This window comes from Ruegeria sp. CF3, assembly GCF_056537365.1.
In genome coordinates, this window is record NZ_JBQFRK010000001.1 from 374044 (window position 1) to 398771 (window position 24728).

Consider the following 24728-nt stretch of genomic DNA (forward strand, 5'->3'; position numbering starts at 1 on the left):
ATCAGGATCATGTGACGTGAGGTTTCATCTGGCACAACGGTAAGAGCGGGGTAAGTTCCAATCGAAGCATATCCGGTGTGAGATCGATGACTAAACTCAGCCTTTCCCAAGTCCTTGCCAGTTCAGATCGGTTGAACGGGATGCTGCAGTTTCCGGTGCCGCCAAACTGGATGCAAGGCCGCACAACATATGGCGGCTTCTCGTCTGCCTTGCTGCTGGCTGCTGCGAGAAATGCGATCGATGTTCTGCCGCCATTACGCTCGGCCCTGATCAATTTTACCGCGCCCATCGGTTCACCTCCGCTGATCGAAACCGAGGTGCTTCGCAATGGGCGGAATGTCACAACGATCAATACACGAGCAAGGATTGAGGGGAATACAGCCGCACTTGGGACATTTACGTTTGGCAAGGCACAGGACAGCCATGTGGCGTTCGAACATCCGGCTAAGGCAGAGATACAGCCAGAGATCACAGAACACTATTTCCCGCCAGATTTGCCAAAACTTCCCATCGCATTTCTTGAGAACTTCGACGTTCGATTGATCGACGGGGCGCGGCCATTTGCTGGTGCAGAGCGTGGCTATGTGAAGGTTTGGGCGCGCCATAATGATGCCGATATGCGCGATAGGATCGAAGGGTTGATCGCGATTGCGGACCTATTGCCACCGGCCATATTCCCGACATTGAAGAAGCCGGGAAACAACTCGTCAATGAACTGGATTTTCAACGTGCTCTCCGAAGATATTCATACTCGCGATGGATGGTGGTTGATGGAACATCAATTGACAGCTGGACATGACGGCTACAGCTCTCAGGTCATGCGGATGTGGAACACCGATGGTGATCTAATTGTTGATGGTATGCAGTCAGTAATAATTTTCGTCTAACAAAAAAGGCCCCGGTTTTAACCGAGGCCTTCTGACTTATTTGGGTAGGTTCAACCCAGCAGTTCTTTGACCTTGGCGATTGTTGCCTCGGTCGTGATGCCAAAATGCTTGTAGAGCTCTCCGGCGGGTGCCGACGCACCAAAGCTGGACATGCCGATGAACCCAGCCTTGGCCTCGCGACCACGCTCGCCCAGAAGCCAACGGTCCCAGCCTCCGGCGCGAACCGCAGCCTCGATACCGACGCGGACGGCTCCCGCAGGCAATACGCGCTTGCGGTAGGCTTCGTCTTGTTCGGCAAACAGCTCCATACAGGGCATGGAAACGACCCGAGTGCCGATGCCTTCGGCCTCAAGTATTGCTTTAGCTTCCATCGCCAGCGAAACCTCGGAACCTGTGGCAATCAGAATCGCCTGACGCTTGTTTTCTGCGTCAGCCAATACATAAGCGCCTTGCGCGGTCAGGTTTTTGGCTTTGTGCTGGGTCCGAACAGTTGGCACGCCTTGACGGGTCAGCGACAAAACCGAGGGGCTGTCCTTGAAGGTCAGCGCCAATTCCCAGGCTTCGGCGGTCTCAATCGTATCCGCGGGGCGGAACACATAAGTGTTCGGCGTCGCGCGCGAGATCGCCAGATGTTCCACCGGTTGGTGCGTCGGACCGTCTTCGCCCAGACCAATCGAGTCGTGGGTCATCACGAACACCGTCGGGATCTTCATAAGTGCAGCCAAACGCATCGAGGGCCGCGCATAGTCGGTGAAGGCCATGAACGTACCGCCATATGGGCGAATGCCACCATGCAGCGCCATACCGTTCATAGCAGCGGCCATACCGTGTTCACGAATGCCGTAATGGATATACCGACCCTTGCGGTTTTCCGGAAGGAACACGCCCATATCAGCCGATTTGGTGTTGTTCGATCCAGTCAGGTCAGCCGAGCCGCCAATGGTTTCGGGCATGATCGGGTTAACGACATTCAACACCTTCTCTGAAGAGGCGCGTGTGGCCAGCTTTGGCTGGTCTTCCGACATCTGTTTCTTGAACGACCGGATGGCGCCGGCCAGCTTCTTTGGTGCCTCAAACGCATAGGCGCGGTTGAATTCGGCTTGTTTACGTTCGGAGACTTGCGCAAAACGCTCCTCCCACGCTGCGCGCTCGGCTTTGCCACGTGCACCAATGGCCTCCCAAGCGGCTTTGACCTCAGCAGGGATGACGAACGCATCATGCGGCCAGTCATATGCTTCTTTGGCGGCGTTCAACTGATCCTGATCGGTCAGAGCGCCATGGCCTTTTGAAGTGTCCTGCGCCGCGTGCCCCAGTGCAATGTGGCTTTCACAAGCAATCATCGTCGGTTTGTTCGACTTCTTCGCCTGCACGATGGCCGCATCGATGGCCTTGGGGTCGTGGCCGTCAATCTCAAGCACATGCCAGCCCGAGGCCGCAAAACGGCGCACCTGATCGGTGCGGTCGGCGATGTCGACTGTGCCGTCGATGGTGATGTTGTTGTTATCCCAGAAGACGATCAGCTTGCTCAGCTCGTGGCGACCGGCCAAAGTGATCGCCTCTTGGCTGACGCCTTCCATCAGGCAGCCGTCGCCCGCAATCACGTAGGTATAGTGATCAACGATCTTCTTGCCATAATGCGCACGCTGAATTTCTTCGGCCATCGCAAAGCCAACGGCATTCGAAATGCCCTGACCCAAAGGTCCGGTAGTGGTTTCGACACCATCGATCAGGAAGTTTTCAGGGTGCCCGGCAGTTTTGGCGCCCAATTGACGGAAGTTCTTGATCTCTTCCAGCGTAACATCGCCATGACCGGTGAGATACAGCAGCGAATAGACCAGCATCGAACCGTGACCCGCCGATAGGATGAACCGATCGCGGTCCGGCCAGTTCGGGGCAGTGGCGTCGAATTTGAGGTGCTTTCCGAACAATACGGTCGCAACATCGGCCATGCCCATCGGCATACCGGAATGGCCGGAATTGGCGGCGGCGACAGCGTCGAGGGTCAGGGTGCGGATGGCCGCAGCCTTGTCCCAGTGTTCGGGGTTGGCATTGCGCAGCGCAGTCAGGTCCACGGGCGTAGTTCCTTTGGTTTACGGGCAGATGGGCGCTGAATACCATCCGATTGTCAAAGTGCAAGCAGAACCGCGTGGCACACCGAATTGGCGCTTCAAGAGCGGTGTGCAAGTGGTTGAAACCAAACAGTGGGTATTTTCTGTCGCATTCCGTTAGACTAGGGCTGAGCGCCGCCGCTTTTGATTCGGGTAGGCGAATATCAGAACGAACCTTGATAAAGAGGTGACACAGGCATGAGTCAGATCGAAGAACTACAACGCCGCATTATCACCGCGATGGAGCGGATCGGTAATGGTGTCGAGGCCTTGCACGATGCTGGATCCGCAGCCGGTGATGACACGTCGCTGCGAACGGCGCTTGAAGAAGAGCGGGTGGCCAATGCCCAGCTTGAGGAACGGCTGAAAACGATCAAAGAGAGACACGCGCAAGAGATTGACGCGCTACGTGCGCAACCGGCACCGAGTTCGGAAGTGGATGCGCTGCGTGCGCAATTGGCCGAGGCGACCTCTCAGCTCGCCACGGTTGAGGCTGCGCGGGCCGAGTTGGCGGATGCCAAGGCTGCGCTTGAAAACACGGACGAAGTAGAGGGCTTGAAGGCTGAGATTGAGACTCTGCGATCACATCAGGGCGCCGCAGAAGAGGCCAATACGTTGCGCGCGCAGGTCGAGAAACTGACCCCAATCGCGGATCGCGCGGAAGAGATGGAGGCCGAATTGGCGCGTCTGCGGGCTGAACTGGTCGATAGCGAGCGGTTAACCGAACTCAATGCCGAGCTTGAGATGCTGCGCGCGGAACGGGCTAGCCATGGGGCCGCGATGTCCCGGTTGGATGATGATTTGCAACGGCTTCGCAATGCAAACGATCAGCTCCGGAGCGCTGTCGATGAATTACGCGCCGCCGCAGAGGACGGTGTCACGGATGCTGACATGCTGAACCGGGCCACGACAGCCGAATTAGAAGCCATACGTGCCGCGCGCGCGTCGGACGCAGCCGAAGCGCATGCGGTCCTGGCTCGACTTGAGCCATTGCTAAGTCATGCCAATCTGGCCGAGGGAGAGGTGGAATAATGCCCGAAGTAACCATTCATATCGGTGGCCGCGGCTTTGATGTCTCGTGCCAGGACGGAGAAGAACCGTTTCTGCAAGCGGCAGCCAGACTGCTGGATGATGAGGCTCAGGTTTTGTCGGACCAGATCGGACGTATGCCGGAATCGCGGATGCTGCTGATGGCGGGACTCATGTTGGCAGACAAGGCAGCCGCGCATGAAGATCGCATGAAACTGGCCGAGGCAAAGCTGGTTGAATTGGAGACCGAATTGAAGCGGCTCCGCAGCCAACCGCAGCCGGAACCTGAACGGATCGAGGTCGCGGTAGTGCCGCCATCTGTCACGGATACGCTGGCTGAAATGGCGGCGCGCGCCGAAGCCCTGGCGGCAGTCATTGAAGAAAGGACGGCCTAATGCCGATCGCCCGAATGGCCTTTTGCGCGGCCGTCGTCTCGCTGACTGGCACGATGGCAAAGGCCGATATCGACATTCTGTCCGTGACGTTTACCTGTGAAAACAACACGCAAGTGCCGGTGTCCTACTTTAACGCCTCAAATGGCGATGGGGCGGCTGCGATGATGATCGATGATCAGTTGATCCCCATGAAACAGGTTCCAAGCGGCTCGGGCATCCGGTATGAATCCGTCGGAGGGGCAGGGACATATACCCTGCGCTCCAAGGGGTGGGATGCCACGATCAGCCATCAGGCCGAAGGCGACACAGCCCCGGAACTCGTATTGTTCAAGGACTGTAGCAGCCGATAGCTTACGCGTTTGCTTCGCGGATTTTGTCCGCAGCGTCTTTGTTGTAGCCCACACTGTTTTCATCGAACAGTGTGTCTAGCTCGCCCGACAGCGTCATTTCAGTGATAATGTCGCAACCGCCGACAAACTCGCCTTTGACATAAAGCTGAGGCACGGTTGGCCAGTCGGAGTAGTCCTTGATGCCCTGGCGCACAGCTTCGTCAGCCAGAACGTTCACATCGGTGTATTCGACACCCATGTAATTCAGAACACCGGCCACCCGGGATGAGAACCCGCACTGCGGCATCTCTTTGGTGCCTTTCATGTAAAGCACCACATCGTTGGCTTTGACGGTTTCGTCGATCTGGGTCTTAACGTCGCTCATCTTGCTTTTCCTTTTCATCCGCTTGCGCGGCGGTCGTTCGGTTATCGGGCAGTTCAGGTGCCCATCCTTCTTCTTCAAGCCGCCGGTGTTCTGCTTGTGCAAGCGTCACCGGATCAAGCCCGTATCGTTCAATTCCCCCAACCTTGCTAAGCGTATCGGGGTCAGGGCGCATATCCGACAGTTTTCGTTTTCTGTTGCGTTTGACATAGGCTTCGATGAGGGCGGCGACAACTATCAATGCACCAAGAAGAGATATCCAGAAGGGCCAGCCACTCATGTTTTCAAAGCCACTTAGGCGCTTTTTTGAAAGTAGTGCTGTGTCATTCAGGTACCTTCGTCGTCAACGCCAGCGCGTGCAATTCCCCATCAGATCCATCCATCTTGCCTTTCAGCGCGGCGTAAACCGCACGCTGTTGCTGAACGCGGTTTTTGCCGCGAAAGCTTTCGTCCACGACCATGGCGGACATGTGCACGCCATCGCTGCCACCAACCTGAATTTCCGCATTGGGAAAGCTTTCGCGCAACAGGGTTTCAATCTCGTGGGCGCTCATCGGCATGTAGGTTCACTCCTGTAGGTCTTTCCCAAGATGTAGAGTGATGGGAGCGGGCGTGCAAGACGTCGAGCATTTTTCAGATACGCGAATCCCGCGCCTATGGAAGACGCGGGAATTCTGGAATTCGAAAGAGACGATTTATCAGGCGACCGCGGCGGCAAAGCTCTGGCGGAAGGTCTCGGTCAGTTCCGCCAAAGGAGCTTCGGAATTGCCGATCTTCACGCTGTCACCGGTAAATCGACCAACCGAGACCAGCGGGACACCAGCCTGACCGGCAGCGATCATCAGCGCCTCGGCTTGATCGAAGTTGCATGCCACAAGATAACGGGCCTGGTCTTCGCCGAATAGGAACTCGGATGATGCATCATCCAGGCAAACGCCGACGCCTGCAGCTTCAGCAAGTTCAAACGCAGCCAGTGCAAGGCCGCCATCGCTAAGATCAGTACATGCTTTGATCATCTCGCGATTGGCACGGATGAATTCCCCGTTGCGCGCCTCTGCAGCCAGATCAACATGCGGCGCGTCTCCGTCCTCGCGGTTGAATACCTCGGCCAGCAGGGCGGACTGACCCATATGGCCGTTGGTTTCGCCGATGACCAGCGCAACATGGCCATCCCGAACTTCGTTTCCGATTATCTCGTCGCTATGAGCAAGAAGACCAACCGCGCCGATGGTGGGGGTTGGCAGGATCGCCTGGCCGTCAGTCTCGTTATAAAGCGAGACGTTGCCCGACACGATTGGCATATCCAGCGCACCAACGGCGGCACCGATACCTTGGATCGCGCCGACGAACTGACCCATGATCTCGGGCTTTTCGGGGTTCCCGAAGTTCAGGTTGTCTGTGGTGGCAAGTGGTTTGGCCCCCACGGCGGTCAGGTTGCGATAGGCCTCGGCCACCGCTTGTTTGCCGCCTTCCACCGGGTTTGCACGGACATAGCGTGGGGTTACGTCGCTGGTAAAGGCTAGCACCTTGTCGGTGCCATGTACGCGGACCATGCCAGCGCCCAGACCCGGCGTGCGAGTTGAATCCGCCATGACCATGGTGTCGTATTGCTCATAGACCCATTGTTTGCCTGCGTAATTGGGTGAAGAGAGCAGGGCGCGCAGACCGTCGATCGGATCGATCTGTGGTACGTCTTCCAGTGGCGCGGACTCAGGGGTCGGTTCCCACGGGCGGTCGTATTCAGGCGCGGTCGAGGACAGTTTAGACAGGACCAGATCGGCTTTGATCTCACCATTGTGCATGATCAGGAAACGGTCTTCGGCAATGGTTTCGCCTACGATGGCAAAATCGAGGTCCCATTTTTCGAACACGGCGCGGGCCTCGGCCTCAAGCTCAGGTTTGAGGACCATCAGCATCCGTTCCTGAGATTCCGACAGCATCATTTCATAGGCTGTCATGTTCTCTTCGCGCTGAGGTACGTTTTCCAGATCAAGGCGCACGCCAAGGCCGCCCTTATCGCCCATTTCCACGGCAGAACAGGTCAGGCCCGCCGCGCCCATGTCCTGGATCGAGATCACGGCACCGGTCTGCATCAGTTCCAGCGTTGCTTCCATCAGGCGCTTTTCGGTGAAGGGGTCGCCGACCTGAACGGTGGGGCGTTTTTCTTCGATGGTGTCATCGAATTCGGCCGATGCCATGGTTGCTCCGCCCACACCGTCACGACCGGTTTTTGCGCCCAAATAGACGACGGGCATCCCAACGCCCGAAGCGGCCGAGTAGAAAATCTTGTCACTGTCAGCCAGACCAGCGGCAAACGCGTTCACAAGGCAGTTGCCGTTATAGGCCGGGTGGAACCGAACTTCGCCACCCACGCAAGGCACACCGAAGCAGTTGCCGTAGCCGCCAATCCCCTCGACCACTCCGTTCACCAATTGGCGCGTCTTATGGTGGCCCGGCTCGCCAAAGGACAGTGCGTTCATCGAGGCGATGGGCCGTGCGCCCATGGTGAAAACATCCCGCAGGATGCCGCCTACGCCGGTCGCCGCGCCCTGATAGGGTTCGATATACGAGGGGTGGTTGTGGCTTTCCATCTTGAACACCACGGCCTGACCGTCGCCGATATCGACGACACCCGCATTCTCGCCTGGGCCGCAGATAACCTGAGGGCCAGAGGTTGGAAGGGTGCGCAACCATTTCTTGGATGACTTATAAGAACAATGCTCGTTCCACATCGCCGAAAAGATGCCAAGCTCGGTAAAGGTCGGCTCACGCCCGATGATCTCAAGGATCATGTCGTATTCCTCGGGCTTGAGCCCATGTGCGGCAATCAGATCGGGTGTGATGGCGGGCTCTTGCATCTTCTGTCCTGTGTCCATGTGGGCCGAGATTGCGGGCCTTTTAGGGCAATGGGCCGCTTGAGGAAAGAGCCAAACCCGCACAGGGGACATCGGGCAATAAAAAACGGAACCGGCCATAAGACCGGTTCCGATTTCAGAGGCGTGCTGATTTGGTTCAGCCAGCGGCTGAAACGTGTCGAAGCCTAAGTGTCAGGCGGGGTTTTGCCCTTTGTTGACCGCATCTGCGGCGGCTGCGCCGGCGGCAGCTTTTTGTTCCTCAGTTATGTTCTCAGCCTCATCCAACCCCGGGATGGCGACGCGCACCTCGCGGCGGGCGAAATCGATACCATTTGCGTTGAATTCGGCCTTCACACGGTTAAAGATTTCCTTACGCAGTGTGAATTGCTTGCCGGGCTTGGCCATGAACTTGCCTCGGATGATCATACCGACATCGTCGAAGTCGAACACACCCTGAGATTTGAAGGGCTGCAGGAAGCCATCTTTGTGAACCTCGTCCTGCATCATCTCGGCACCGATCTTCTTGAAGATCTTCTTGACCTTGTTGGGGTCGGTGTCGAACGGCACAGTAAATTTCAACTTCATGATCACCCAGTCACGGCTGAAGTTGGTGAGCTTTTGAATCTCGCCATAAGGTATAGTGTGCACCGGACCACGATGGTGGCGAAGCTGCATTGAGCGGATCGAAATTTTCTCGACCGTTCCCATGGTCCCGCCGACATCGACATATTCGCCGACGCGGAAGGCGTCATCGATCAGGAAGAAGATGCCGCCAACGATATCGGCCACCAGTTTCTGCGCACCAAAGCCGATGGCCAGACCCAAAACACCAGCACCAGCCAGCAGCGGCGTGATGTTAATGCCCAGAGCGCTCAGGGCCAGTAGGCCGAAGATCACCGAGATGGTGACTTGTGCGGTAATCCGCAACAAGGGCAGGACGGTCGCCAGACGCGAACCACCCGCGCCGCCACCTTCTCCGCCGGCTTCTTCATCCAGCTCCTCGGCCGCTGTCTGTTCCTTGGCCAGACGACGGTTAATCCACAGCGAGACGATCTCGTTCAGGATGTAGCCGACAGCGATGATCAGCAGGAACTCGATGATTGCGCCGCCAACTTCGGCACCGATACCTGCGGACGCAACATGGCGCAGATCAAGCTGCCAAACACGGGAAATCATGAAGACGACGAAGAGGCCAGCAATCACCCGACCGATGCGAATATAACTGCGCTTGGCCGATCGATAGGCGCGTTCTGCTAATGGCCCTTCGCCCGACATTGGCGGCTGCAGGTGGCGCACCAAACCACGTATTAATGTATCAAGTGCAGGTGCAATCAACAGCCAGAACATGGTTGTGAAATGCGCTCCACCGGACAGCACGCGGATCAGCGCCGGGTTGCGTTGTGCCACCAGGAATTCGACCAGCAGCCAAATCACAACCGAAACGCCGATTGCAAAATACGGGTAATACCGCGCGACTTCTTCGTCGAACTTGGTGTGGTCCGGGTCGGTACCCAGCATCATCTGTGACAAACCTTCGCGCGCAGTCCAGGCGATTATGCCGATATAGACGTGGATTGCTGCGTTCAGCCAGAAACCGATGCGCGTCTGATCGCCGGTAACGCCGTTCAGCGCATTGAACCTTAGTACGAACAAGGTAAAGCCGATCAGGATCAGCAGACCGATCAGGTTGCGATGCAGGTATTTTGCCCAGTGGTCGTCAATGTTTACCAATCGGAATTGTGGCTTTTGCGGCGCAAGAACAAAGCGCGAGACTGCTGCCCCCAGACGCGGCACCCAGATTAAGTAGAATACAAATGGGGCTGCATAGATGATCTGCTCGGGGCTCAGCAATCCTCGGCCAATCGCCCGAATGACGACGTAGAATACGATAAGCCCTGCAATTTCGCGGCAAAATCGGCGGAACAGGTAGTTCACAGCGCCTCTGAGATCCGCGTCACCCGAGGGCTCGGTTGCCTCATGCCAGCGGCGGGTCAGGAAAATGAATAGCTTCTCAGCAATGAAGCCGACTATCAGGACCGAGAGCACCAGCCCCATTAGCGTCAGAACACCAGCGCCCCCCAATTTGTCAGAGAAATTGCTAAATGCAGTGATTTGCGCACTGATGATATTGGGAACTGTGGTCAGAACATGTGTCCAGGATGCGACCATTTCTGCCCAGATCTCATTGAGCTCGGTCAGCGGGTCTTCCTGACCTTCCTTTTCTGCCGCTTGCTTTTCGGCAACAGCGTCAAGGCGTTCCAGAAGGATTGCCCGTACTTGGTCGTCAGACATGCGCGCAACCAGATCATCAACCTGTTCTGGCGTCAGATCTTCGGGAATTTCAACTGTAGCGGTTGTGCTTGTGTCTTGTGCATGAAGTGGCACGGCCAGGAACAAGACTGAAATCATCGCCAACAATAGGCGGAATGAGTGGAACATGAATTAGCCCTCGAACACGAAATTTAGGTGTTTTTTCGGGATCATAGGCCTACGAATTGGATTTTCCCAGTGCTTTCCACTGAATTGCATCAGCCTGGCGCAAAAAAAAGGCCGAGCACTAAGCTCGGCCGTAGTCCAACAGGGAGGTATGAAGATGATGAGCGTTTCAGCATCACCGCCTTCATGTGCTCATTTAGGGATCAGTTTATTAACGATCAAGGTCTATTAGCAGACCCCGGCGTCATGCCCGCTATGCTCTGAGTGCATGGCTATAGCTTGCCCAATTGCCTCAACTGTTTGCGATGGGCGATTATCTCATCCTGCACAAAGTCCCGAAATGCCGCTATCCGTTTGGAATGACGCAATTCTTCGGGGTAGGCGAGGTAAACCGGGACATCAGCACTTTCGATGTCTGACATGACGGGGACCAGATCCGGGAAGTCCTCAGTCACATAATCAGGAAGTACTCCGATACCCAGATCATGCAGCACGCCCTGAAGAACGCCGAAATAGTTGTTCACGGTCAGCAACGAGCCGGGATTGTATGTCATAAGGTGACGAACCATCGACGCGCTTGCCCCAACCTGAGGGGCTGCGGGCGTTTGGCAGATCAATCGGTGCTTGGAAATGTCTTCCAGCGTTTCAGGCGCCCCACCATGAGCATCCAAATAGCTGCGCGTTGCATAGAGCAGCATCTGCACTGTCATCAGACGTTTGCGCACGAGATCGGCCTGGCTGGGCTCTTTCATGCGGATGGCCACATCGGCTTCACGCATTGGCAGATCCAATACCCGCTCTTCAAGCATGAGGTCGATATTGAGGTCAGGATACTGTTCATAGAGCTTCGGTAGGCGCGGTGCGAGCCACAGCGTGCCGAACCCGAAGGTGGTGGTCACCCTCAGTACGCCAAAGACCTCATCTTCACTATCCCGGATACGCGCTGCAGCGGCATCCAGACGTTTCAGCATGGCCGTCGTGGCATCGAACAGCAATTCGCCTTGTTCTGTCAGAATCAGACCGCGTGCATGGCGGTGGAACAAGGTTGCATCGAGTGATTCTTCAAGCGCGCGGATCTGACGGCTCACCGCGGATTGAGATAAATTGAGCTTGTCTCCCGCGTGTGTGAGGCTGCCAGCGTCTGCAACCGCGTGAAATATTCTGAGCTTGTCCCAATCCATCGCCGCAACTTTCGTTATCCTCGCGCAGCCCTATATGAAACAGGTAACAAATTCCACAATGAAACCCGGAAATCGTTACGGAATAGAGTAAAATCACTATACAGGTCAGTATTTATGACCTAATATGCACGAGAATAAAGCACACTAATCCGACGAGGGGAGACGTCAGATGAGTCAGCCGAAAATTTCACTCAACGACCGGTTCGACCTGTCCAAAAGCCCGGTTCTTTTGAACGGCACGCAGGCACTGGTGCGTTTGATGCTGATGCAAAAAGTACGAGACACTGCGGCGGGATTGAACACAGCGGGTCTGGTCACAGGCTATCGGGGGTCTCCGCTTGGGGCTGTAGACCTTCAGATGTCTCGTGCAGAAAAGCAACTTGCCGAAAAGGATGTCACCTTTCAATTCGGATTGAACGAAGATCTGGCTGCAACCGCATTGTGGGGCAGCCAACAGGCGGGGCTGCGTGGCGACGGAAAATTCGATGGTGTTTTTGGGCTCTGGTATGGCAAGGGGCCGGGCGTAGATCGATCCGGTGATGTGATGCGCCATGCCAATATGGCGGGCACGGCGCAACATGGCGGTGTATTGATGGCCATGGGCGATGATCACACGGGTGAAAGCTCGACCGTTTTACATCAGTCGGAATGGTCACTGGTGGACATGTACATGCCCGTGGTCAGCCCGGCAGGTGTGCAAGAAATTCTGGACTATGGCATCTATGGATTTGCGCTCAGCCGCTTCGCCGGGGTCTGGGTCGGGCTGAAAACGATGAAAGACACGATCGAAGTGACTTCCGTCGTAGATGGCCGCCCTGACCGGATGCAGCTGGTCACCCCTCAGTTCGATATGCCAGAGGGTGGGCTGAATATTCGGCTAGGTGATACACCGCATCTGCAGGAAGCGCGCGTAATCGACCACAAGCGCTTTGCGGCAGAGGTCTTTTCGCACGCCAACAAGCTAGACAAGAGGGTCTGGGGAAAACCGGGTGCCAAGATTGGGTTTGTGGCGGCGGGTAAGAACTGGCTTGATCTGACTCATGCCATGTCGCTGCTGAACATCAACGCGGATGAGGCCGAACGGCTAGGCATTACCACCTATAAGATCGGGCAGACTTTCCCCTTGGATATGAAGGGCTTCCACGATTGGGCTGAGGGGCTGGACCTGATCGTGATCGTCGAGGAAAAGCGCAAGCTGATCGAAGTTCAGGTCAAAGAGGCTATCTTTGACGACCGTCGTGGGCGTCGCGTTTATGGCTGGTACAAAGGCGGCGCGGGGACGCTGCACCGCGAAGAACTGTTCCCGACCCGAGGGGCGCTTGACCCGATCATGGTTGCCGAGAAGCTGGGTGAGATCCTAATCGAAGAGGGGCGCGATACAGATGGCGTTCGTGCCGGACTGGAGGCGCTGTCCGAAGCGCGCCGGGCTGACAATGCGCAGGAAATCGCGGCGCGTTTACCATACTTCTGTTCAGGATGTCCGCATAACAGTTCAACCAAGCTGCCTGATGGCAGCCGAGCCTATGCCGGGATTGGCTGTCACTACATGGTGCAGTGGATGGATCGCGAAACCACCGGTTTCACACAGATGGGCGGCGAAGGGGCAAACTGGATCGGCGAGGCTCCGTTTTCGACCACACAACATGTTTTCCAAAACCTCGGCGATGGCACCTATAACCATTCCGGCGTGCAGGCGATCCGGGCGGCACTGGCCGCGGGCACAAATATCACCTTTAAGATCCTCTATAACGACGCCGTTGCGATGACCGGAGGTCAGGAGAACGAAGGTGGGCTAAGTGCCGAACGCATCGTCGCCGAGGTCCGCGCGATGGGTGTCAGCAACGTCGCTGTCGTTTACGACGAAAAAGAAGATGTGAATTTTGGTGCGTTGCCTTCGGGCGTTGAGACGTTCGAGCGTTCAAAACTGATGCAGGTTCAGGAAAAATTCCGCGAAATCGAGGGTGTATCGGTCATTGTTTATGTCCAGACCTGCGCAGCTGAAAAGCGCAGGAGACGCAAGCGCGGCACGTTCCCCGACCCCGATAAGCGAGTGTTCATAAATACTGATATCTGTGAGGGTTGCGGAGATTGCGGCGTTCAGTCGAACTGTGTTTCCATCGTACCGAAAGAGACCGAACTTGGCCGCAAGCGTGCGATTGATCAGTCAAGCTGCAACAAGGATTTTTCCTGCTTGAACGGGTTCTGCCCGTCTTTTGTAACCGTTGAAGGGGCGAAAATCCGCAAAGAGGCGACGACCGACCTCGACTTGCCCGACCTACCGGACCCCGTTTTGCCACAGATTAACGGCACCCATAATGTCGTGATCACCGGCGTTGGTGGCACAGGCGTTGTCACCATCGGGGCGGTTCTGGCGCAAGCCGCACAAATCGACGGCAAGGGTGCCGGTATGATGGAAATGGCCGGCCTCGCACAGAAGGGCGGCGCCGTACATATCCATTGCCGTCTGGCCAACCGGCCCGATGATATCAGCGCGATTCGTGTTGCCACTGGCGAGGCGCATGCGCTGATTGGCGGTGATCTGGTGGTATCGGCAGGAGCCAAGACGCTTGGCCTCACGCAAACCGGCCAGACCGGCGCCGTTGTGAACAGTCATGAGATTATCACCGGTGACTTCACGCGCGATACAGAATTCACAATCCCCAGCGATCAATTGCAGCTTGCGCTGCAGGCGCGGTTGAAAGATGGGGTGGCCCTTTTCGATGCCACCGATCTGGCGCGAGCCGTGATGGGCGACTCGATCTATTCCAATATGATGGTCTTTGGCGCAGCCTGGCAGCGTGGTCTGCTACCGATCAGTCACCAAGCGATAATGGGTGCTATTGAGTTGAATGGTGCGGCGGTCGAGCGCAACAAACGCGCCTTTGAAGTTGGTCGCTGGGCGGTGACCCACCCCGACGACGTGGCCAATATTTTGCGCCCCAACGTAGCAGAGTTACCAAAGACCCTCGATCAAGTGATCGATTTCCGCGCTGCGCACCTGATCGACTATCAGAACAAGCGGTTGGCGAAACGTTATCGCAAGCTGGTCGACAGCGTTGAAGATCAACACGTTCGTGAGGCTATTGCCAAAGGCTACCATAAGCTTTTGTCATATAAGGATGAATATGAAGTCGCCCGATTGCTGCTCGACAGTCGCCAGAAGGCGGAGGCCGAGTTTGATGGTGACTTTAAGATGACCTTCCATCTTGCGCCGCCAACCCTGGGGACGAAGGGCGACAATGGACGCCCGGCCAAGAAAGCGTTCGGAGAGTGGTTTCTTGGTCCGTTGAAGGTTCTAGCCAAGCTGAAAGGTTTGCGCGGCACTCCGCTGGATATCTTTGGCTACACGACAGAGCGCAAAATGGAGCGTGCTCTGATCCGCCAGTATGAAAAGGATATGAAAGAGGTTTTGCCCAGCCTGACACCCGAAACCAGTGATGCGATCGCGGCCCTTGCGGCTCTGCCATTGGACATTCGCGGTTTCGGTCCGGTTTTGGTCGCGAATGAAGCCAAGGCTGCGAAACGTCGCGAGGAATTGTTGGCTGTTATTCGCGATGGCGGGCCTCAGATGAAAGCTGCGGCAGAGTGAGGCTTTACAAGCTTGTCATCAAACCTATGCAAAATGGCTACCCGGCCTTATCTAAGCGGCAGCAAACCGGAGTAGCCAATGCCCTCGCGCCATCACGTCGCTCGTGACATCTCTTACGCCCATTCCGCAGAAACGCGGAGCGGGCGGATGGTGATCAAGTTGATGGAAAACACCACCGGTCGTCTGCGTCTTATCCGCCGCGCTGACGGGTATGAGCAGGAGGTCGCACAGGGGCGTGATTTTTGGTCCGTAATGGTGGATCGATATGGGCTGACATTAGACGTGGTTGGCGGTGCGTTGTCGAACATCCCAAAAGATGGGCCATTGATCCTGATTGCGAACCATCCTTATGGCATTCTAGACGGGCTAATGATGGGACACATCCTGTCTCAGACTCGGACAGACTTTCGCATTCTCGCCAATCATGTTTTTCGCAAAGCTGAAGACCTGAACAGCATCGTGCTGCCAATTTCGTTTGATGCCACAAAAGATGCGATGAAGCTGAATCTTGCGACCCGCAAAACCGCTCTGAACTACCTAAGCGATGGTGATGCAATCGGGATCTTCCCGGGTGGCACCGTCAGCACTGCGGCCAAGCCATTTTCTCATCCGATGGATCCAGGGTGGCGCGGATTTACAGCGCGGATGGTTGCCAAATCCAATGCGACCGTTGTGCCGGTTTTCTTCGATGGTCACACCTCGCGTTTGTTCCAGATTGCCAGCCATCTGCACAACACTCTGCGGATGGGGTTGCTGATCAAAGAGTTCAAGAAACGTGTCGATACCCCCGTCCGCGTGGTTGTAGGAGACCCCATTGGGCGCGACATTCTGGACCCGCTGGGCAAGGATACGCGCAAGATGATGGATTTCCTGCGCAAAGCCACGTATGAGCTGTCTCCAGAGCCATTGGAGTCTTATGACTATGGCTATGAATTCGAGGAACGGCATCGCGCCTGAAGGGGCAAATGGCAGTAGGTATCTTTGATTCCGGATTGGGTGGTTTGACCGTCCTGAACGCCGCGCAGAAACGTCTGCCCGACGTTGACTTTCTTTATTTCGCGGACAGCGCGCATGCGCCTTATGGTGTGCGCGATGCCGAGGATATCTTTAACCTGACACGAAACGCTGTGCAGGACCTTTGGGATCGCGGCTGCAATCTGGTGATTCTGGCCTGCAATACCGCAAGCGCCGCCGCCCTGCGTCGGATGCAAGAAGCGGGCGTGCCAGAAGGAAAGCGTGTACTGGGCGTATTTGTGCCTTTGATTGAGGCGCTGACTGAACGGCAATGGGGCGACAACTCTCCGCCGCGTGAGGTTCAGGTGCAGCATGTTGCGCTGTTTGCGACGCCCGCGACAGTGTCGAGCCGTGCGTTTCAGCGGGAGCTGGCGTTTCGGGCGATAGGGGTTGATGTCGAGGCGCAAGCCTGCGGCGGGGTTGTGGACGCCATCGAAGAGGGCGACATGATCTTGGCCGAGGCTTTGGTACGCAGCCATGTGGATGCTCTGAAGCGCAAGATGCCAGAACCGCAAGCAGCCATTCTGGGCTGTACGCATTACCCGTTGATGGCAGAGACGTTTCAGCAGGCGCTCGGACCGGATGTGAAAGTCTATAGCCAGGGTGATCTGGTTGCGGAAAGCCTTGCAGACTACTTGCAACGGCATCCGAATATGCTGGGTGAGGGCACCGACGGCTTCCTGACAACGGGTCAGCCGGGCGTTGTGACGGATCGCGCGACTCAGTTCCTCCGACGACAAATCACCTTTGAAGCCGCCTGACCTAGGTCAAGGACGGCGCTTTTCCGATTCCGTAATTCGTTGACCGTCACAGCGGCGGTCACCCCATGTGACACATGAATGAAAGAGGTCTGACATGACCCACAAAATCGCAATTCTTGGCGCTTCTGGTTACACCGGCGCGGAACTCGTGCGGCTGATCGCCGGGCATCCGAGTATGGAAATCAAATCTCTGGCCGCCGAGCGGAAGGCTGGACAGACAATGGCGCAGGTATTTCCGCATCTGCGCCATATGGATTTGCCGGTGCTTTGCAAGATTTCCGAGATCGACTTTAGCCAAATCGACCTGTGTTTCTGCGCTTTGCCGCACAAGACCAGTCAGGAAGTCATTCGTGAACTGCCCAACACCTTGAAAATTGTTGACCTGTCGGCAGATTTCCGGCTTCGCGATGGCGACGAATACGAGAAGTGGTATGGTAATTCACATGCCGCGCTTGGGCATCAGGAAGAGGCGGTTTATGGTCTGACCGAGTTCTACCGTGACGAAATCCGCGGCGCTCGGCTGGTTGCCGGGACCGGATGCAATGCCGCGACGGGTCAGTATGTGCTGCGTCCGCTGATTTCGGCGGGTGTGATTGATCTGGATGACATCATTCTGGACCTGAAATGCGCGGTCTCGGGCGCAGGTCGGGCGCTGAAAGAGAATCTATTGCACGCAGAACTCAGTGAAGGGGCGAACGCATATGCCGTTGGCGGGACGCACCGGCATCTGGGCGAGTTTGATCAGGAATTCACGGAACTGGCTGGACGGACGGTGCATGTGCAGTTCACACCGCACCTGATCCCAGCCAACCGGGGTATTCTGGCCACAACCTATGTAAAGGGTGACCCGCAGAGCGTGTATGAGACACTTCAATCGGCCTATGAAGCCGAGCCCTTCATTGAGATGCTGCCATTTGGCGAGACGCCCTCGACCCACCATGTGCGGGGGTCGAACTTCTGCCATATCGGTGTCGTTGGAGATCGGATCGAACGCCGTGCAATCGTGGTGGCAGCATTGGATAACCTGACAAAAGGTAGCAGTGGGCAAGCCTTGCAGAACGCCAACCTGATGTTAGGTGAGGATGAAACCCTGGGTCTGATGATGGCCCCCTTGTTCCCGTGAGGACGGTATGAAAACGCTTAAGAAACGTCGTCGTGTACAAGTCATTCTAGTGGCTGTTGCGGCCCTGATACTGGCGACGGGTCTGATCGGATATGCGATGCGTGATGGCATCAACTTTTTCCGCTCACCCAGTCAGGTGATTGCAGAACCGCCGAAACCGACCGAGGTGTTCCGTATAGGTGGATTGGTCGAAGAAGGTTCGATCATTCGCGGGCAGGGTGAGACTGTGCACTTCGTCGTGACCGACGGCGGTGAAAGCGTAAAGGTCGCTTTTACCGGTGTTCTGCCTGATTTGTTCTCGGAAAATCAGGGTATGGTGGGCACCGGAAGTTATGTGAACGGAGTCTTTGAAGCCACTGAAATCCTTGCGAAACATGATGAAACCTACATGCCCAAAGAGGTTGTGGACGCATTAAAAGAGCAAGGCGTTTATCAGGAATCAGGCGATAGCTGAATGCAGCATCGCTGAATGCCATCGGCGCTAAAATTTCTAAACAGAAGAAGCGGGGCGTTGCGTGCGAGAGGTAGGCAGCGCCCTTTGTTTTGCAGTGGTGTTAACGAAATTGTCCGACCGTTTACCAAAGTTTGGCAGAGGGGGCGGCAATGCGGACAGTGCGGCAGATTGCAAAAGGGATCGTGGCGCGGGAAGGTGGTTTTGTGGATGACCCCGATGATCCCGGCGGTGCCACGAAATACGGGGTGACGATCCATACCATGCGCCGATTGGGTCTCGATCTGGACCGAGATGGTTCGGTGACGCAACAAGACGTGCGCATGCTTAGCAAAGTGCAGGCCGTCGATATTTTTCTGGAACACTATTTTGAGAAACCACGCCTTCAGGTGCTGCCGGAAGCCGTACAGGCATCCGTGTTCGACATGTACGTCAATGCAGGAGCTCAAGCGGTGAAAATCCTGCAGAACCTGCTGCGGCAGATGGAGTATGACATTACGGTTGACGGGGTCATCGGCCCTCAGACTGCGCAGGCGAGCCGGGAGGCGGCTAGTCCAAAGCCTCTGGTGTTTCGTGATGCCTATGGGGTCGCAAGACGAAACTATTACTTCCGTTTAGCAGACCGGCGGATGGCTCTTCGTAAATATGCCAGAACACGCGCGGGCGGCAAAGGCGGATGGATCAAGCGTGCGGAAGAGTTTTTATCGCCCAAGTATCATCTGAGCGAGGACGCGTTTCAGAAAAGGGTTTCGGGATGGGTTTGATCTCGGGTTTGTTGGCGCTCTTGTTTGGCGGAGGTCGCAATGTGGTTCGTGAAACTGCGGAAGTGTTTCGCGAAAATGTAGAAAGCGGTGCCGAGCGTTCTGTCGAACTGCGCAGTGCAGCCATGGCGCAATTCGGCACTGAATTCCAAGCCCCAAGCAAAACCAGGTTTGATCGATTCATGGATGGGCTGAATCGCCTTCCGCGACCGGCGCTGGCTTTGGGAACATTGGGTTTGTTTCTGGCCGCCATGATCGATCCGTTGTGGTTCGCAGCACGAATGCAGGGAATTGCGCTGGTGCCAGAGCCACTGTGGTGGCTGTTAGGGGTGATCGTGTCGTTTTACTTTGGCGCGCGGCATCAGATCAAAGCGCAGGATTTTCAAAGGGAAATCAGCGCGACAATGCTGAGGGCGCCTGAGGTGATCGCCAATCTTGAAACGATCCGCGGGTTGCGCGATGACAGTCCGGGTGCCGCCGATACTGGCTCGGACGCATCGTTGGCCGAAGCAGTCAACCAGCCGGAATCGAACCCTGCATTGGAGGACTGGAAGCGGCTTCGAAAGACCTGAGGCGCGACATTATGTGCGGTGATCCGAGGCGAATGTGAATGGCACTTGCACCGGTGCCGCAGTATAAGCAGGCCATGATTACAGAACTCGGCCATTTCGCACTTATCTTAGCCTTCCTCGTTGCCATCGTCCAAACTGTGGTGCCGTTGATCGGGGCTGCCAACCGTTGGAACGGGTGGATGGTTTTCGCTGAACCGGCCGCCATCACGCAGTTCATTTTGGCCGCCTTTTCCTTCGGTGCACTGGTCTGGGCGTTTACCACGTCTGACTTCTCGTTGCGGATCGTGGTCGAGAATAGCCATTCGGCAAAACCGATGCTCTACAAGATTACCGGGACCTGGGGAAACCATGAAGGTTCGATGCTGTTATGGGTCCTGATTGTAGCGATATTCGGCGCGATGGCCGCCATATTCGGCGCTGGCTTGCCTCCGACCTTAAAGGCGCGGGTGCTGGCCGTTCAGGCCGCGATCGGAGTGGCTTTCTATGCCTTTATCCTCTTCACATCGAACCCGTTTGACCGACTGCCTGTTCCTCCGTTCGATGGACGGGACCTGAACCCGCTGCTGCAGGACCCCGGTTTGGCCTTCCATCCGCCATTCCTGTATCTGGGCTATGTCGGCCTCAGCATGGCGTTCAGTTTTGCCGTTGCTGCATTGATCGAGGGCCGGGTGGACGCGGCTTGGGGGCGTTGGGTTCGGCCTTGGACATTGGCGGCTTGGGTCTTCCTGACGATCGGTATCGCGCTTGGATCCTGGTGGGCCTACTACGAATTGGGCTGGGGCGGGTTCTGGTTCTGGGATCCTGTTGAGAACGCCAGCTTTATGCCTTGGCTACTGGCGGCCGCTCTATTGCATTCCTCCATCGTGGTGGAAAAACGCGAGGCGTTGAAAAGCTGGACGATCTTGCTTGCGATTATCGCGTTTGGGTTTTCTCTGATCGGGACCTTTATCGTGAGATCGGGGCTGCTGACTTCGGTCCATGCTTTTGCCAATGATCCTGAGCGTGGCGTATTTATCCTGTTCATCCTGATCATCTTTACCGGCGGTGCGTTGACCCTGTTTGCTGCACGCGCGCAGGCGATGGAGGCGAAGGGTGTCTTCGGAATGGTCAGCCGCGAAAGTGCATTGGTTCTGAACAACATCTTGTTGGCAGTTAGCTGCTTTGTCGTGTTTTTTGGCACAATGTGGCCAATGGTGGCCGAGATGGCGTTCGATAGAAAACTCTCGGTGGGCGCGCCGTTCTTCAATGCGGCATTTACCCCATTCATGGTCGCCCTCGGAATCGTTCTTCCCGTCGGCGCAATGCTGCCGTGGAAGCGGGGCAAGCTAAGCCGGGCGGCATGGTCTTTGCGCTATGCATTTGTACTGGCGGTCACGATCGCGATACTGGTCTGGGTGATGCAGACCGGACGCAGCGCATTGGGACCCGTAGGTTTGTTCCTGGGGGCGTGGATCACCTTCGGCGCCATCGTCGATCTTTGGAGCCGCACTGGCCGCAAAGGCAGTTTTGGACGCCTGTTTCGACTGCCCGGCGCAGACTGGGGTAAGGCGGTGGCCCATTGTGGTTTGGGTGTCACCATGTTTGCCATCGCAGGCCTAACCGCTTGGGAAGTCGAGGATATTCGTGTCGCTCAACCGGGTCAGCCTTTTGAAGTGGGGCAGTTTACGTTGACGTTGCAAGATGTGCGTCAGGTACAGGGGCCGAACTATTTCTCAACCATGGCGGATGTGCTTGTTGAGAAGGACGGGCGCTATATCGCGACTCTTAACCCGGAAAAGCGCGACTACCCTGTGGCACGGATGCCGACAACTGAGGCTGCAATCGACTACCGCTTTCTGCGCGATCTATATGTTGTGATCGGGGATCAACAAGCTGATGGCGGCTGGGTGATGCGAACCTATATCAAACCTCTGGCCAACTGGATTTGGGGCGGATGTATCCTCATGGCTCTGGGCGGTGTGCTCAGCCTGTCGGATCGCCGTTTCCGTGTTGCAGCCGGTGCACGGAAAACGCCTGCAAGCGGGGTTCCTGCCGAATGAAGCGCCTGCTTGTTATCCTGCTGCTGATTGCATCCCCGATCATGGCTATTCAGCCGGATGAAGTGCTTGACGACCCGGCGCTCGAGACACGAGCGCGGGATATTAGTACCGGTCTGCGCTGCTTGGTGTGCAGGAACGAAAGCATTGACGAAAGCAATGCCGAACTTGCGCGTGATCTGCGTATCTTGGTGCGAGAACGTCTGGTTGCGGGGGATACTGATCAAGAGGTTGTGGACTTCATCGTTGATCGCTATGGCGAATATGTGCTGCTGAAACCTACCGCGACCGGCGCCAATCTGTTGTTATGGCTGTCGGCTCCTGTCATGCTGCTGATAGCGGCCGGCATGGGGTGGAACTTTTTGCGCAAGCGTGCGCAGCATCAGGAAGTAGCGCATTCAGAAGGCCTTAGTGAGGAAGAACAAGAGCGTCTGCGCCGAATTCTGGAAGACTGACGCGCGGTTCTTCTTTTCCTTTTTCCGCATTTGCGTCAGTGTTTTGCAGAACGCTGCGCAGCTGAGGTTTTGCATGGAATACGAAGCGGTCCTTCTGGACATTACTGATAATTTGGCGGTTTTGACATTGAACCGGCCGGATAAGATGAATGCGTTGACGACGCAGATGCGGGCCGAGATCACCTACGCAATGAAAGATGCCGCGCAACACGCCCGCGCGATTGTCCTGACGGGTGCTGGTCCTGCCTTTTGTTCAGGTCAGGATTTGGGTGACGCGTCGAGCACAGGAAAGATCGACCTCGAACGCGCGCTTCGCGATGAATATGAACCGATGCTTGAGGCTGTCTATGATTGCCCCGTGCCAACAATAGCGGCTGTTAACGGGCCTGCAGCGGGGGCGGGGGCTAACCTGGCACTTTGTGCCGATGTGGTGATAGCAACCGAGAGTGCCTATTTCCTGCAAGCTTTCGCTCGGATCGGTCTGCTGCCTGATGCAGGCGGCACCTGGTTCATGCCGCGTCAGATGGGGTTTGCCAAAGCGATGGGTGCAGCGCTGTTTGCAGACAAGATCAGTGCGCGACAGGCGGATGAATGGGGATTGATCTGGGAAGCGGTTGCAGATGATGAGTTCGACGCTCATTGGCGCAAGAGAGCTGCGTATTTGGCGAATGGCCCAACCTCTGGGTTTCGCGCGATCAAACAAGCGATCCGGGGAACTTACGATAGAACATTACCTCAGCAACTTGCAGCCGAAGCCCACCTGCAGGGCGAATGCGGACGTACCCGAGACTTTGCCGAAGGCGTCGTAGCCTTTCTGGAAAAGCGCCCTGCGAAATTCGAAGGGCGCTGATCATTCAATCAGGCCCGGCGGCGGCGACGAGTGCGCCGTTCTGGAACGGCCTCGTCCCCAGTGCCATCTGAGGCTGAGGTAAACGGACCAAGCGCCGATACGATCTGATCCAGGGTCGGGCGCTCGCCGCGCGGGCCGTTGTCTAACGCCTCGCGCATTTTGCGCAAATGCGCAGGCATAGTGCCACAGCAACCGCCAATGATCGTTGCACCTGCATCGCGCGCCATGGCGGCGTACTGGCCCATCAGTTCAGGCGTTCCGTCATAATGGATATGACCGTCCACATATTTCGGGATCCCTGCGTTGCCCTTGGAAATCAGTGGACGTTCGTTTCCTTGGGCAGCGAACCCAAGCACCGTCCGCAGTATATCCGAGGCACCAGTGCCGCAATTCGCCCCGAACGCAACCGGAGGATTGGGCAGAGTTTCCACGATCATTGCCAGATCAGAAGATGTAACACCCATCATTGTGCGGCCAGCCGTGTCAAAACTCATGGTGCCGCACCACGGCATATCTGCCAGAGCGAACGCTTCTGCTGCAGCCCGGAATTCTTCCGGCGCGCTTATGGTCTCAAGCCACAGAACATCTGCGCCTCCAGCCTTTAGCGCTTCAGCCTGTTCATGAAACATCTCGACGGCTTCGGCGTGCGAAAGGCTGCCGACAGGTTCCATGATCTCGCCGGTCGGGCCAACAGAGCCGGCCACGATGATCGGGCGACCTGCCTTGTCAGCGACTTCGCGACCCAGTTCAGCTCCAATACGGTTCAGCTCGGCCACGCGGTTCTGGGCGTCGTGTAACTTCAAACGCGCGGCTGTTCCACCAAATGTGTTTGTCAAAAACAGATCACTGCCGGCATCGACCGAGCCCTGATACAGAGCACGAATCTTGTCAGGCGCATCGACGTTCCACAATTCCGGCGCATCGCCTGATTGCAGGCCCATGTTGAACAGGTTCGTCCCGGTTGCGCCATCCGCCAGAACGACGTCTACGGTTTCCAGAAGGTTGCTGAGCGCGTTTGTCATTGGAGTATTCCAAAATTGGGGCCACAGCCCGTCAAAATATGAGACGCCCCGTGTCTCACGACCGGGGCGTCAAATCAAATTCATAAAACTCATGAAGATCATGAGTTTTGCAGCTCAGGCATCAGGACTCGGCTTCTGCCATCACCTGCTCTTTGGCTTCGACCAGAAGTTCGACCATCTTCTCGCGGATTTTAGCCTCATCGGCGAGATCACCGAGGTATCCTTTGACCGCCTCGACAACATCGTCTTCGCTGACATTTTGCAGGTCCGTGTGGACCAGTTCCTGCCCGTATTTACGCGCCTGTTCCACAGTCTCGCCTTTCAGCGCCGAGGCCCATACAGCCATAAATCGGTTGCGGCGCATCCGAGCGATGAACTGCATCTTTTCGTCATGAGCGAATTTGTTTTCAAACGCGGCTTCACGTTCGTCGAATGTGGTCATTGGTTGGGGACCTCTTGGGTTAGATGTTCTTTTCTGATGATATGACTATA

23 protein-coding genes are annotated in these 24728 nt (G+C 56.3%); 14 read left to right on the forward strand and 9 right to left on the reverse strand.

Features of this window, described 5'->3' with window-relative positions:
- The first annotated feature begins 86 nt into the window (after window positions 1–86).
- Window positions 87–887 (forward strand): thioesterase family protein, encoded by an 801-nt coding sequence (locus ACR0KC_RS01880; protein ID WP_170421417.1) that lies wholly within the window; start codon window positions 87–89, stop codon window positions 885–887.
- Between the two features lie 50 nt (window positions 888–937).
- On the opposite strand, the gene tkt is transcribed toward ACR0KC_RS01880, so the two are convergent.
- Window positions 938–2959 carry a transketolase gene (gene tkt / locus ACR0KC_RS01885; RefSeq protein ID WP_480704729.1) on the reverse strand — a complete coding sequence of 674 codons (2022 nt, stop codon included), beginning with the start codon at window positions 2957–2959 and terminating at the stop codon, window positions 938–940.
- Window positions 2960–3193: 234 nt separating this feature from the next.
- Here tkt and ACR0KC_RS01890 point away from each other — a divergent pair, with 234 nt between their 5' ends.
- Genes ACR0KC_RS01890 through ACR0KC_RS01900 form a run of 3 tightly spaced genes read left to right on the forward strand, consistent with a single transcriptional unit; the run spans window position 3194 to window position 4769 of the window.
- The gene (locus ACR0KC_RS01890) at window positions 3194–4027 is read left to right on the forward strand and encodes a coiled-coil domain-containing protein (RefSeq protein ID WP_170393184.1); all 834 of its coding nucleotides are present in this window, start codon (window positions 3194–3196) and stop codon (window positions 4025–4027) included.
- Window positions 4027–4419 (forward strand): cell division protein ZapA, encoded by a 393-nt coding sequence (locus tag ACR0KC_RS01895; RefSeq protein ID WP_170393183.1) that lies wholly within the window; start codon window positions 4027–4029, stop codon window positions 4417–4419. The genes ACR0KC_RS01890 and ACR0KC_RS01895 overlap by 1 nt, the downstream gene beginning before the upstream one ends.
- On the forward strand, window positions 4419–4769 hold the full coding sequence (locus ACR0KC_RS01900) for an MliC family protein (protein ID WP_170405544.1): 351 nt from the start codon (window positions 4419–4421) through the stop codon (window positions 4767–4769). Before ACR0KC_RS01895 ends, ACR0KC_RS01900 begins: the two co-directional genes overlap by 1 nt.
- A gap of 1 nt (window position 4770) precedes the next feature.
- On the opposite strand, the gene grxD is transcribed toward ACR0KC_RS01900, so the two are convergent.
- From grxD to ACR0KC_RS01930, 6 genes are all read right to left on the reverse strand, one after another.
- The gene (gene grxD / locus ACR0KC_RS01905) at window positions 4771–5133 is read right to left on the reverse strand and encodes a Grx4 family monothiol glutaredoxin (protein ID WP_170393181.1); all 363 of its coding nucleotides are present in this window, start codon (window positions 5131–5133) and stop codon (window positions 4771–4773) included.
- Window positions 5120–5410, reverse strand: a complete 291-nt coding sequence (locus ACR0KC_RS01910) for a hypothetical protein (protein WP_170393180.1) — start codon at window positions 5408–5410, stop codon at window positions 5120–5122. The genes grxD and ACR0KC_RS01910 overlap by 14 nt, the downstream gene beginning before the upstream one ends.
- Window positions 5411–5453: 43 nt before the next feature.
- Window positions 5454–5690 carry a BolA/IbaG family iron-sulfur metabolism protein gene (locus tag ACR0KC_RS01915; protein WP_170393179.1) on the reverse strand — a complete coding sequence of 79 codons (237 nt, stop codon included), beginning with the start codon at window positions 5688–5690 and terminating at the stop codon, window positions 5454–5456.
- A 138-nt stretch (window positions 5691–5828) separates the two neighbouring features.
- Window positions 5829–7988, reverse strand: a complete 2160-nt coding sequence (purL, locus tag ACR0KC_RS01920; RefSeq protein WP_170393178.1) for a phosphoribosylformylglycinamidine synthase subunit PurL — start codon at window positions 7986–7988, stop codon at window positions 5829–5831.
- 189 nt (window positions 7989–8177) lie between these two features.
- Window positions 8178–10424, reverse strand: coding sequence for a mechanosensitive ion channel family protein (locus ACR0KC_RS01925; protein ID WP_170393177.1), 2247 nt, complete (start codon window positions 10422–10424; stop codon window positions 8178–8180).
- 269 nt (window positions 10425–10693) lie between these two features.
- Window positions 10694–11602, reverse strand: a complete 909-nt coding sequence (locus tag ACR0KC_RS01930) for a LysR family transcriptional regulator (RefSeq protein ID WP_170393176.1) — start codon at window positions 11600–11602, stop codon at window positions 10694–10696.
- 169 nt (window positions 11603–11771) lie between these two features.
- Between ACR0KC_RS01930 and ACR0KC_RS01935 the strand changes: the two genes are divergently transcribed.
- The 10 genes from ACR0KC_RS01935 to ACR0KC_RS01980 all read left to right on the forward strand — a co-directional run bounded on the left by ACR0KC_RS01935 (window position 11772) and on the right by ACR0KC_RS01980 (window position 23214).
- The gene (locus tag ACR0KC_RS01935; RefSeq protein WP_480704731.1) at window positions 11772–15191 is read left to right on the forward strand and encodes an indolepyruvate ferredoxin oxidoreductase family protein; all 3420 of its coding nucleotides are present in this window, start codon (window positions 11772–11774) and stop codon (window positions 15189–15191) included.
- A gap of 78 nt (window positions 15192–15269) precedes the next feature.
- Window positions 15270–16148, forward strand: coding sequence for a lysophospholipid acyltransferase family protein (locus ACR0KC_RS01940; protein WP_480771414.1), 879 nt, complete (start codon window positions 15270–15272; stop codon window positions 16146–16148).
- An 8-nt stretch (window positions 16149–16156) separates the two neighbouring features.
- A complete protein-coding gene (gene murI / locus ACR0KC_RS01945; protein WP_480771415.1) occupies window positions 16157–16966 on the forward strand; it encodes a glutamate racemase in 810 nt (269 codons plus the stop codon).
- A gap of 94 nt (window positions 16967–17060) precedes the next feature.
- Window positions 17061–18089, forward strand: coding sequence for an N-acetyl-gamma-glutamyl-phosphate reductase (gene argC, locus ACR0KC_RS01950; RefSeq protein ID WP_480771416.1), 1029 nt, complete (start codon window positions 17061–17063; stop codon window positions 18087–18089).
- Window positions 18090–18096: 7 nt separating this feature from the next.
- The gene (gene ccmE, locus ACR0KC_RS01955; protein ID WP_170405562.1) at window positions 18097–18543 is read left to right on the forward strand and encodes a cytochrome c maturation protein CcmE; all 447 of its coding nucleotides are present in this window, start codon (window positions 18097–18099) and stop codon (window positions 18541–18543) included.
- Between the two features lie 149 nt (window positions 18544–18692).
- Window positions 18693–19304: a holin-associated N-acetylmuramidase gene (locus ACR0KC_RS01960; protein ID WP_480771417.1), complete on the forward strand. Its 612-nt coding sequence runs from the start codon at window positions 18693–18695 to the stop codon at window positions 19302–19304.
- On the forward strand, window positions 19295–19873 hold the full coding sequence (locus ACR0KC_RS01965) for a holin family protein (protein ID WP_480704737.1): 579 nt from the start codon (window positions 19295–19297) through the stop codon (window positions 19871–19873). Before ACR0KC_RS01960 ends, ACR0KC_RS01965 begins: the two co-directional genes overlap by 10 nt.
- 74 nt (window positions 19874–19947) lie before the next feature.
- On the forward strand, window positions 19948–21912 hold the full coding sequence (locus ACR0KC_RS01970) for a heme lyase CcmF/NrfE family subunit (RefSeq protein ID WP_170422436.1): 1965 nt from the start codon (window positions 19948–19950) through the stop codon (window positions 21910–21912).
- The gene (locus ACR0KC_RS01975) at window positions 21909–22364 is read left to right on the forward strand and encodes a cytochrome c-type biogenesis protein (RefSeq protein WP_170405571.1); all 456 of its coding nucleotides are present in this window, start codon (window positions 21909–21911) and stop codon (window positions 22362–22364) included. Before ACR0KC_RS01970 ends, ACR0KC_RS01975 begins: the two co-directional genes overlap by 4 nt.
- Window positions 22365–22437: 73 nt before the next feature.
- A complete protein-coding gene (locus ACR0KC_RS01980) occupies window positions 22438–23214 on the forward strand; it encodes an enoyl-CoA hydratase-related protein (RefSeq protein WP_170393167.1) in 777 nt (258 codons plus the stop codon).
- 8 nt (window positions 23215–23222) lie between these two features.
- Here the strand turns inward: ACR0KC_RS01980 and bmt are convergent, their stop codons facing one another.
- The gene (gene bmt, locus ACR0KC_RS01985; protein ID WP_480771418.1) at window positions 23223–24236 is read right to left on the reverse strand and encodes a betaine--homocysteine S-methyltransferase; all 1014 of its coding nucleotides are present in this window, start codon (window positions 24234–24236) and stop codon (window positions 23223–23225) included.
- 121 nt (window positions 24237–24357) lie between these two features.
- Window positions 24358–24678, reverse strand: coding sequence for a DUF1476 domain-containing protein (locus ACR0KC_RS01990; RefSeq protein WP_170393165.1), 321 nt, complete (start codon window positions 24676–24678; stop codon window positions 24358–24360).
- Window positions 24679–24728 lie beyond the last annotated feature (50 nt).

Bases quoted from the DNA above. Each gene is read 5' to 3' on its own strand.
- ACR0KC_RS01880 (WP_170421417.1), top strand. From the start codon at position 87: ATGACTAAACTCAGCCTTTCCCAAGTCCTTGCCAGTTCAGATCGGTTG.
- ACR0KC_RS01890 (WP_170393184.1), top strand. From the start codon at position 3,194: ATGAGTCAGATCGAAGAACTACAACGCCGCATTATCACCGCGATGGAG.
- ACR0KC_RS01895 (WP_170393183.1), top strand. From the start codon at position 4,027: ATGCCCGAAGTAACCATTCATATCGGTGGCCGCGGCTTTGATGTCTCG.
- ACR0KC_RS01900 (WP_170405544.1), top strand. From the start codon at position 4,419: ATGCCGATCGCCCGAATGGCCTTTTGCGCGGCCGTCGTCTCGCTGACT.
- grxD (WP_170393181.1), bottom strand. From the start codon at position 5,133: ATGAGCGACGTTAAGACCCAGATCGACGAAACCGTCAAAGCCAACGAT.
- ACR0KC_RS01910 (WP_170393180.1), bottom strand. From the start codon at position 5,410: ATGAGTGGCTGGCCCTTCTGGATATCTCTTCTTGGTGCATTGATAGTT.
- ACR0KC_RS01915 (WP_170393179.1), bottom strand. From the start codon at position 5,690: ATGCCGATGAGCGCCCACGAGATTGAAACCCTGTTGCGCGAAAGCTTT.
- purL (WP_170393178.1), bottom strand. From the start codon at position 7,988: ATGCAAGAGCCCGCCATCACACCCGATCTGATTGCCGCACATGGGCTC.
- ACR0KC_RS01925 (WP_170393177.1), bottom strand. From the start codon at position 10,424: ATGTTCCACTCATTCCGCCTATTGTTGGCGATGATTTCAGTCTTGTTC.
- ACR0KC_RS01930 (WP_170393176.1), bottom strand. From the start codon at position 11,602: ATGGATTGGGACAAGCTCAGAATATTTCACGCGGTTGCAGACGCTGGC.
- ACR0KC_RS01935 (WP_480704731.1), top strand. From the start codon at position 11,772: ATGAGTCAGCCGAAAATTTCACTCAACGACCGGTTCGACCTGTCCAAA.
- ACR0KC_RS01940 (WP_480771414.1), top strand. From the start codon at position 15,270: ATGCCCTCGCGCCATCACGTCGCTCGTGACATCTCTTACGCCCATTCC.
- murI (WP_480771415.1), top strand. From the start codon at position 16,157: ATGGCAGTAGGTATCTTTGATTCCGGATTGGGTGGTTTGACCGTCCTG.
- argC (WP_480771416.1), top strand. From the start codon at position 17,061: ATGACCCACAAAATCGCAATTCTTGGCGCTTCTGGTTACACCGGCGCG.
- ccmE (WP_170405562.1), top strand. From the start codon at position 18,097: ATGAAAACGCTTAAGAAACGTCGTCGTGTACAAGTCATTCTAGTGGCT.
- ACR0KC_RS01960 (WP_480771417.1), top strand. From the start codon at position 18,693: ATGCGGACAGTGCGGCAGATTGCAAAAGGGATCGTGGCGCGGGAAGGT.
- ACR0KC_RS01965 (WP_480704737.1), top strand. From the start codon at position 19,295: ATGGGTTTGATCTCGGGTTTGTTGGCGCTCTTGTTTGGCGGAGGTCGC.
- ACR0KC_RS01970 (WP_170422436.1), top strand. From the start codon at position 19,948: ATGATTACAGAACTCGGCCATTTCGCACTTATCTTAGCCTTCCTCGTT.
- ACR0KC_RS01975 (WP_170405571.1), top strand. From the start codon at position 21,909: ATGAAGCGCCTGCTTGTTATCCTGCTGCTGATTGCATCCCCGATCATG.
- ACR0KC_RS01980 (WP_170393167.1), top strand. From the start codon at position 22,438: ATGGAATACGAAGCGGTCCTTCTGGACATTACTGATAATTTGGCGGTT.
- bmt (WP_480771418.1), bottom strand. From the start codon at position 24,236: ATGACAAACGCGCTCAGCAACCTTCTGGAAACCGTAGACGTCGTTCTG.
- ACR0KC_RS01990 (WP_170393165.1), bottom strand. From the start codon at position 24,678: ATGACCACATTCGACGAACGTGAAGCCGCGTTTGAAAACAAATTCGCT.